The organism is Saccharothrix sp. NPDC042600 (assembly GCF_040647305.1).
GTDB lineage: Bacteria > Actinomycetota > Actinomycetes > Mycobacteriales > Pseudonocardiaceae > Actinosynnema > Actinosynnema mutabilis.
Window position 1 is genome coordinate 93,108 of sequence record NZ_JBEZBW010000017.1, and the last position, 8,594, is coordinate 101,701.

The following is an 8,594-nucleotide window of genomic DNA, read 5'->3' on the forward strand; positions in this document are numbered from 1 at the left end:
ACTCGCGCGGACGGCGGACGTCCGACAGGGTCGGCGGTGCCGGCACCACGGGGTCCTTGGTCCCGGGACCACCCAAGGACCCTCCGGACAGGGGACCAACGACCGGCGAAGCGCCCCGACGGGCCGCCTACCGTCGCCGGTACGAGCGGAAAACGGGTGAGGTGCGCGATGAAGGCGGACGTGGGCGACTGGATCGTGGTGGAGGGCGCGGCGCTGGGTGTGCCGACCCGGCGCGGGCAGGTGGTGGAGCTGCGGCACCCCGACGGCACGCCGCCCTACGTGGTGCACTGGCTGGACACCGGCGCGACGACCCTGGTCTTCCCCGGCCCGGACGCCCACGTCGTCACCGCCGCCGAGGAGGCGCGCAGGATCGCCGCGGCGTCCTGAGCACGGCGGCCGAGTCGATCTCCGCAACCCGACGCTGCCGGCACCGGCCGCCCGCTACGGTCGTCGGCGCGAGGGGGTGTTGACGATCAAGGGGTACTGGAAGAGCGCGCGGGTCGTCGCCGTGGTGGCGGTCGGGTCCGTCACCACGTTGGTGCTGTTGCCCATCGCGGTCAACGTGGGCACGGGCGGCACCGCGCCGGGCTTCCTGGCCCGGTTCCAGGGCTGGCTGTGGCCGGGGGTCGGGGTGCTGACCGCGCTCACCGTGGTCCTCGGCGCGTGGGAGCGGCTGCGGGACCGGGCCGTGCCGCACCTGCCGGTCAAGTGGAACCACCCCGCCAACCGGGCCGCCGCGCTGGCGCAGGTCGAGCGGTGGGCGCGGCAGCGGCGGGAGGGTTCGCTGGCGGTGCGGGTGCTGCTCGAACTCGACCTCACCGCCGAGCCGGGCATGGTCGTGCGGCCGGTGGACTGGGTGGACGACCCCGACGCCGCGCCGGGCGTCGGGTACAGCAGCGACGAGGTGGCCGCGCTGTTCGAGGACAAGCGGCACGAATTGCTGGTGCTGGGCGCGCCGGGCGCGGGCAAGAGCACGTTGCTGCTCGACCTGTGCCTCGCCCTGGCCGCCCGCGCCCGGGAGGACCCGGACCGGCCGATCCCGGTCGTGGTGGACCTGGCGTCGTGGTCCACCGCCGAGCGCCGGTTCGCGGGCCAGCTCACCCCGCCGCAGGACTTCACCACCTGGCTGGTCACCCAGCTGCACCGCCGCTACCGCGTCCCGCCCGACCTGGGCCGCGCGTGGCTGCGCGACCGCAAGCTGGCCCTGCTCCTCGACGGCCTGGACGAGGTCGCCGACGTGGACCGCGAGCGGTGCGTGGAGGAGGTCAACGCGATGCGCGCCACGCACGGCGTCCAGATCGCGGTCTCCTGCCGCGTCAAGGACTACGAGACGCTGAAGACGCGGCTCGAACTCTACGACGCCGTCCGGATCGACCCGCTGACCAAGGACCGCGTGGTCGACTACTTCGACCGCATGGGCGCGGCGATGGACGGCGTGCGGGCCGCGCTGGAGGACAGCCCCGGCCTGTGGGAGCTGCTCGACACGCCCCTGGTGCTCAACATCATGGCGTTGACCTACCGGCCGGGTCGCCCCGTCGCCGGCGGGGCGGGCGAGGGCACCCCGGCCGAGCAGCACCGCCGCCTGTTCGACGCGTACGTGGTGGAGATGCTGGTGCGCAAGCGCCCGGCCGTCCCGCCGTTCGGGGACGAGCAGGTGATCCGCGCGCTGCGGTTCCTGGCCCGCCTCGCGTCCAGCCCGCTGTGGAACGACGTGGTGGCGCGCGGGCGGTTGACGCGGCGTCAGGCGTGGCTGCCGTTCGTGCGGCCGGACCTGCTGGTCGGGTTGGTGGCGTGGTTCGTGCCGGGCCTGCTGGCCGGCGTGGTGGGCGCGGCCACGGCGCTGGTGGGGGCGCGCTACGGCGTGGTCCCCGCGCTGGTGGTGGGTGTGGCCGCGCCGTTGCTGCTGGTGGCGCTGCACCTGCGGGGGTGGTGGGACCTGCCGACGGGTCCCGCGCCGCGACGCGGGTGGGCGTTCCTGGCGGCCGGGGTGGTGGCCGGCGCGTTGTCGGCGGGACCGGCGCTGGTGGTGGTGGGCATGGCCGAGCGGGTCGCGGTGGCGTGGCCGGCGTGGAGCGTCTTCGCGTTGGTGTTGCTGGGGACTTCCGTGGTCGCGTACGCCTTGCACTGGGCGATGGGCAGGGACCCGGAAGGGCTGCTCGGGGTGGCCGCGGCGCTCGTGCCGCTGGCGGTCATGATCCGCACCGGGCCGTCGCCGGAACTGGTGGGAGGCATCGCCGCCGGGGTGTTCTTCGGCGCCGTTCTCGCGGTCGTGGGCAGCACGTGCGTGGCGCTGTGGTCGCCCGGGTACGACGCGTACGACAGCCGCGGGTGGGTGGTCCGGGCGTCGGCGGTGGTGGCGGGCGGGAGCGCGGCGGGGCTGCTCGTCGCGTGGCTGGTCGGTCCGCCGGTGGGCGCCGCGGTCCTGGGTCCGGTCACGGGCCTGGTCATCGGGCTCGCCACGATGCCGCCGTGGACGGTGGACGAGTTCCCGTTCGACGCCACCGCGGACGGGCTCGCCGAGGTGCTGGCACGTCCGTTGACGACGTCGGAACTGCCGTGGCGGCGCGCGGCCGTGCTGCGGTACGCGACCGAGCGGATCCTGCTGGTGCGGGTGGGGTCGGAGCACCGGTTCGTGCACCGGTTGGTCCGCGACCACCTCGCCCGGTGCGATCCCGCCGCGCTGGCCCGGTCGGTGCGGGAGCGCCTCGCCGGCGGCTAGCGGGCCAGGTGGTCGCGCAGGCGGGCGTGGCGGAACTCGTAGGTGGGGCCGGTGCGGCGCAGGACGCCCCGGCGGTGGGCGTCGGCGAGGAAGGTCATGAGGCGCAACGGGGTCCGGCCGCGGGCGGCCAGCCAGAGGCGGGCGAGGGCGAAGCGGGTCCACGCGGTGCCGGTCAGCCAGACGACGCCGTAGAACAGCCAAAAAGCGGAGAACGCCACCGGCGCTTTCCACGGCGAAACCGCGAACGCGACGAGCGTGGCCAGCAGCGCGGGGATCGGCAGGCTGCCCAGCACGGTCACGGCGAGGTCGGCGCGCAGCACCGACAGCGGGCCGGCGGTGCGCGGCGGTGCGCTGTCGTGGATGCGTCCGACCGCGCCCCACAGCACTCCGGAGACCGTCCCGACGGCCACGGCGGCGATCGGGCTCACCGCCCAGCCGAGCAGGAACCCGAACCCGAACCCGCCCAACGCGCTCCACGCGTGCAACCGCAGGCCGGAGTGCAGCCCCTGCACGTCCGGGTAAGGCCGCCAGAAGCCCAGCATCGCCACCACGAACGCGTTGGACAACGCGATCAGGAGGGCCAGCCCGGTGTCCCCCGGCAACCACAACACCAGCCCGGCGTACACGACCGGCCCCACTACCAGCGCGGACACCAACGCTATGGCGGTGCGCGGCACGGTCCGCACCAGCCGCCACCACGCGATGTCCTCCTGCCGCGCCAGGAACCGCAGCCACCGCTCCACCCGCCCGGCCCGCCACCGCCGCCGGCCGTCCGGTGGGGGCGTGTCGGGGTAGGCGGCGCCGACGAACCGGTCCAACAACCGCCGCTCGACCTCCGCCTCCGGCAGCCCGGCCAGTTCCGCCGGTTCCGTGCCGGAGGCCATCGCCAACCACAGCAACAGGGGCGAGGAAACTCCTTCCCACCCCTCAACGCGCGGCGGCCCGAGCTCCACCACCTCGGCACCCGTCAGCACGACCCGGTCCCGACTGGTCAGGACCAACGGATCGAGCCCGGTCGGATCGTGCACCCGTTCCAACGCGCGCAACGCCGCCACCGGGTCGGACACCTCGTCCAACCCGTCGAGCACGGGCACGATCTGCCGCGCCCGCACCAGTTCCAACGCCACGGCGGGCGAGATCCCGTAGTCCCGGGCCAGCTCCGCGGCCATCCACCGGTGCGGGTGGTCCTTGAAGGGGTTCCAGGAGTGCAAGGAGAACAACACCGCGACCGGTCCACCGGGCCCACGCCGGGCCAGCGAGTCCCGCACCACCCGAATGGCCGCGACGGTCTTCCCGGCTCCGGCCGGCCCGACGATCACCAACCGCCGGTGCTCCGGCACCACCACGTCCGTCCACGCGGTGGCGATCCCCCGAACCTCGACCTCGTCCCGCCACTGCGCCGCCACCACCTCGGCCAGCCGGTCCAGGCGCTGAGCGGTGGACACCGGCCCGCGCCGGCGCAGTGCGATGACGAGCCCGATGGCGGCCACCACGAACCCGGCCACACTCGCGACCTGGTCCGCCGTCTCCAGCACCGTTCCATCATGGCGGACGACGACCGGGGAGAAGCGCCTGTTGGTGCTACTGGGATCGGTGTTTCCGTGCGCGCAGGAGGTGGGCGTCCAGCGGGAGCGGGTGGGTCTCGACCAGGTCGAAGCCGGCTTCGGCCAGGAGCGCGCGGTACTGGGACTCGGTGCGTTCGCGGCCTCCGGTGTTGCACAGCATGTGGATGTCCCACGGCACGGCCAGGTCTTCGGTCTGCGACTCGGGCAGGAGGCGTTCGAGGACGACCAGTTCGGCGTGGTCGGGCATGTCGCGCGCGCAGGTGGACAGGATCGCCCGGCACCGCTGGTCGTCCCAGTCGTGCAGGACGCGCGAGAGCAGGTAGACGTCCCCGGTGGTCGGCACGGACTCGGTGAAGTCGCCGGGGACCAGCGCGCAGCGGTCGGCGACCGGGGCCACGGTCGGCTCGGCGGCGGCCAGGGCGTGCGGGCGGTCCATCAGGACGCCGTGCAGGTGCGGGTGCGCGGTCAGCACCCGGGACAGCAGTTCGCCGTTGCCGCCGGCCACGTCGACCACGACCCGCGCGGCGGACAGGTCCAGGACGCGGGCGGCCTCGGTGAACATCGCGCCGCTGGCCGCCATGGACTCGTGGAACAGCTCCGCCAGCCCGGGCTCGGCGGCCATGTGGGCGAAGTGGTGGGCCCCGAAGACCTTGGCGTAGGACTCCTCACCGGTCCGCACGGCCTCGGTGAGCCCGGCGAAGGACCGGTAGAACGGGCCGCCGTACATCAGGGCCAGCGCCCGCATCGACCCCTCGACGTCCGAGCGCAGCAGGGTCCCGAGGTCGGTCAGTTCGTGGCCCGACCCCGACGGGCGGACGACGCCCAGGGCCGTCAGGTAGCGCAGCAGGCGCGCCAGGCTGTCCGGGTCGGCTCCGGTGGCGGCGGCCAGACCGGGCAGGCCGGGCGTGGTGGCGAGGTGGTCGGGCAGGCGCAGCTCGGCGGCGGTCGCGACCGCCCGGGTGGCCCACGCTCCGGTCAGCAGGCGCAGCAGGGCGGTGGCGGGCGCGGACTCGCGGCGGTGGGCGGCCAGCAGGTCGGGGTGGTGGCCCGCGCAGATCAGCTCCAGCCGGTGGCGGTCGGCGGCGGACGGGCGCGGGTCGCGGAAGTAGAGGACGGTGGCGTCCTCGTGGCCGTTGTAGCCGCCGCCGTCCGGGGACAGGTGGGCGCGCAGCGCCGCCCGCGACCCGTGCGCCACGACCGGGTCGGCCGGCGCGACGGTCAGCGCGAGGTGGCTCTCCCGGTCGTGCCGCCGCTCGTCCTCGGCGACGTGCCGCAGGTCGGGCGGCGTGACCAGGGCGAAGATCTCGACCTCGCACCGCCGTCCGGCGCGGTTGGCCACGGGGGCGCGCAGGATGGCCACGTCCAGCCGCGCGGCGGGCACCGAGTACCGGCGGCTGAGCCGGTCGCGCACCACCACGCTCGGTCCCGGCGCGCCGACTTCGAGGCCGTGCCGGCTCAGCTGGGCCGCCAACCCGTCGAGCGTCTCGGGGAAGACGAGCACGGCGGCGTGCGCGAACGCGGTGTGCCGCACGAGTGCCGCGCGCTCGTCGTCGCGCAACCGCGGCACCGCCGAGGCCAGGACCGAGCCGGTGTCGAGCCGGCCGATGAGCCGCACCACCGAGAGCAGGCGGTCGAGGTCCTCGGCGTGGAGCGCAGGCGTGATCGTCGAAGTCATGTCCCGTTCCCGGTCGGTGGATCGCCGCCCCATGATCGACAAGCATCGCCCGACCGGTCGCTTGACACGCGGGGTGATCACTCCATCGTGTCCGGTCGCTCCTAGGATGGGCGCGCCCGCTCCGGGGCGGTCGAACCAGGGGAGCCCTCCGCGTGCCGTTCACCTTCGCCCACCCGGCCGCCGTGCTCCCGTTGCGCCGGCGCCTGTGGTTGCCCGGTCTGGTGGCGGGTTCGGTGGTGCCGGACCTCGCCTACTACCTGCCCGTGCCCGGCGGCGCGGAGCTCACCCACTCGGTGCTCGGGGTCGTCGGGGTGGACCTCCTGCTGGGCCTGGCCCTGCTGGCCCTGGCCCGTCCCGCGCTCGCCCCGCTGCTGGCGCTGTGCCCCGCCGGGTGGCGCGACCGGGTGGCCCCGCCGCGCGGCCGGACGCGGTGGCCGGTCGCGCTCGCCTCCCTGGCCGTGGGGGCCGCGACCCACGTCGTGTGGGACACCTTCACCCACACCGACGGCGTGGCGGTGCGGCAGTGGTCGTTGCTGCGCGAGAGCGTCGTGGGCCCGCACCGCGTCTACAACGTGATCGGTTACGCCTCCTCGCTCGGCGGCCTGCTGCTCCTCGGGTTCGTGGTCGCGCGCTGGTACCGCCGGAGCACCCGCGACCACGGGACGCGGTGGCCGGTCCTGCCCAGGACGACGCGCGCGTTGGTGCTGGGCGGGATCGGGCTCGCGGTGGTCGTCGGCGCGGTCATCGGGTTCGCCGACCCCGTGAGCCGGATCAGCGCCTACGACTGCGTGCGCAACGTGCTGGTCGGCGGTGTCCAGGGCGCGGGGCTCGCGGTCGCGCTGTACGTCCTCGGCTGGCACCTCTCCCCGACCACTCCGTGACTCCACCGCACGTTTACAGAGAACTTCCAGCGCCCCGACCGAACCTTTCGGCACCACAGCGAAACGCCGAAACCGGAAAGGGCCGTCATGGAACTCCACCGCCTGATCACCCCGTCCCTCGTCCTCGCGCTCACCGTCGCCGGCACCACCGTCGCCGGGGTCCTCGCCCCCGACACCGCCCAGGCAGTGTCCGCGTCCGGCGGCCAGGTCACCCGCTCCGAGGTGCTCGACCGCGCCCGCCAGTGGTACGCCCAGGACCCCGTCCGCTACGACGGCGGCGACACCGCCCAGTGGCTCGCCGACGTCGAGGGCGACCAGTCCTACCGCCGCGACTGCTCGGGGTTCGTGTCCATGGCGCTGCACCTGACCTCCAGCCCCAGCTCCTTCCACCTCGGCACCTCCGCCTACGGCACCGAGATCGCCCGGCAGGACCTCAGACCCGGCGACTACCTCACCGTGGACGACGGCGTGGTCGGCGACTGGCAGGACGGGCACGTGGTCCTGTTCGAGGGCTGGATCTCCGCCACCCGGTTCACCTACTACGGGTTCGGCGGCACCGACGGCCACCGCAACAGCCTCAAGCACCGCATCGGCGACTTCGGCGGCGCGGCGACGCCGTCGCTGGGCGGGGTCGCGCCGCAGACCGACGACGGCGGCAACAGCGCCGGCATGCTCGACGGCCACCCCACCAGCCGCTACCGGGCGTTCCGCTACAACAACGTCCTGGAGGACCGCACGCCCGGCGCGGCCACCGCCGGTTCCGCGACCGCGTTCACCATCGGCACCGACGGCGTTCTCCGGCAACGGTTCCACGACGCCGCTCGCGGCACGTGGGGTGAGCGGTCGCTGGGCGGTCCGGTGTTGACCGGCACCCCGTCCGCCGGTCCCGACGCCCAGGACGTCTACGCGACCAGCGTCAGCGGCCGGCTCCAGCACTGGTGGTTGTCCGGCGGCACGTGGCTGCACGAGGAACTCGGCCACACCACCCTCGCCGGTTCACCGCGCGTCACCTCCGTGGGCGGCCAGCACCACGTCTACGCCACCGGCAGCGACGGCCTGCTCAAGCACTGGTACTACCAGGACGGCTGGCACTTCCACTCCTTCGGCGGCCCGGCCGTCACCGGCACCCCGGTCCTCACCCCGGACGGCAACAACGTCTACGCGACCGGCATCAACGGCCGCCTCCAGCACTGGTGGTACGCCAACGGCGCCTGGCTGAACGAGGAGTTCGCCCACGCCACGATCGGCGGCGCGCCCAACGCGAGCATCGCGGGCGGCCAGACCCACGTCTACGCGGTCGGCGTGGACGGCTACCTCAAGCACTGGTACTACCAGGACGGCTGGCACTTCCACTCCTTCGGCGGCCCGACGATCGGCGGCACCCCGGCCATCTCGCCCGACGGCCTGGACCTCTACGCGACCGGCGCGAACAGCCGCCTGCAGCACTGGTGGTGGAACGGCCAGGCGTGGGCGTACGAGGAGCTCACCCACACCACCATCACCGGCTCCCCGAGCCTGACCACCACGGGCGTCAACGACCACCACGTGTTCGCCCGCACCTTCGGCGGGGCGCTGGCCCACTGGTCCTACACCACGGCCTGGCAGTACGAGGCGCTGTGACGCCAGGCCACCCCGCGGGGGGGGGGGGGGGGGCGGGCCGGGCCCCCGGGGGGCGCCCCCCCCCCCCGGGCCCCGCCCACCACCCCCCCCCCCCCCCCCCCCACCGCGGGCCCGCCGGGGGGGCCCCCCCGCCC

The 8,594-nt window shown here is 74.6% G+C and carries 6 protein-coding genes; 4 read left to right on the top strand and 2 right to left on the bottom strand.

Features of this window, described 5'->3' with window-relative positions:
• Positions 1-168: 168 nt before the first annotated feature.
• Positions 169-387, top strand: coding sequence for a DUF1918 domain-containing protein (locus AB0A74_RS14635; protein WP_358249522.1), 219 nt, complete (start codon positions 169-171; stop codon positions 385-387).
• Positions 388-466: 79 nt separating this feature from the next.
• Positions 467-2,719, top strand: coding sequence for an NACHT domain-containing protein (locus AB0A74_RS14640; protein WP_358249524.1), 2,253 nt, complete (start codon positions 467-469; stop codon positions 2,717-2,719).
• Here AB0A74_RS14640 and AB0A74_RS14645 read toward each other — a convergent pair.
• Together AB0A74_RS14645 and AB0A74_RS14650 are read right to left on the bottom strand one after the other, a co-directional pair.
• Positions 2,716-4,254, bottom strand: coding sequence for a hypothetical protein (locus AB0A74_RS14645; RefSeq protein WP_358249525.1), 1,539 nt, complete (start codon positions 4,252-4,254; stop codon positions 2,716-2,718). The two genes, AB0A74_RS14640 and AB0A74_RS14645, sit on opposite strands and share 4 nt — an antisense overlap.
• A gap of 46 nt (positions 4,255-4,300) precedes the next feature.
• On the bottom strand, positions 4,301-5,959 hold the full coding sequence (locus AB0A74_RS14650) for a methyltransferase (protein WP_358249527.1): 1,659 nt from the start codon (positions 5,957-5,959) through the stop codon (positions 4,301-4,303).
• Between the two features lie 152 nt (positions 5,960-6,111).
• Here AB0A74_RS14650 and AB0A74_RS14655 point away from each other — a divergent pair, with 152 nt between their 5' ends.
• Both AB0A74_RS14655 and AB0A74_RS14660 read left to right on the top strand, forming a co-directional pair.
• Positions 6,112-6,840 carry a DUF4184 family protein gene (locus AB0A74_RS14655; RefSeq protein WP_358249528.1) on the top strand — a complete coding sequence of 243 codons (729 nt, stop codon included), beginning with the start codon at positions 6,112-6,114 and terminating at the stop codon, positions 6,838-6,840.
• A gap of 87 nt (positions 6,841-6,927) precedes the next feature.
• Entirely contained in the window at positions 6,928-8,460 is a 1,533-nt protein-coding gene (locus AB0A74_RS14660; RefSeq protein WP_358249530.1) for a hypothetical protein, read from the top strand.
• Positions 8,461-8,594 lie beyond the last annotated feature (134 nt).

What these genes read in the sequence shown, in the direction of transcription:
- AB0A74_RS14635 (WP_358249522.1), top strand. Translation starts at nt 169, where the DNA reads ATGAAGGCGGACGTGGGCGACTGGATCGTGGTGGAGGGCGCGGCGCTG.
- AB0A74_RS14650 (WP_358249527.1), bottom strand. Translation starts at nt 5,959, where the DNA reads ATGACTTCGACGATCACGCCTGCGCTCCACGCCGAGGACCTCGACCGC.
- AB0A74_RS14660 (WP_358249530.1), top strand. Translation starts at nt 6,928, where the DNA reads ATGGAACTCCACCGCCTGATCACCCCGTCCCTCGTCCTCGCGCTCACC.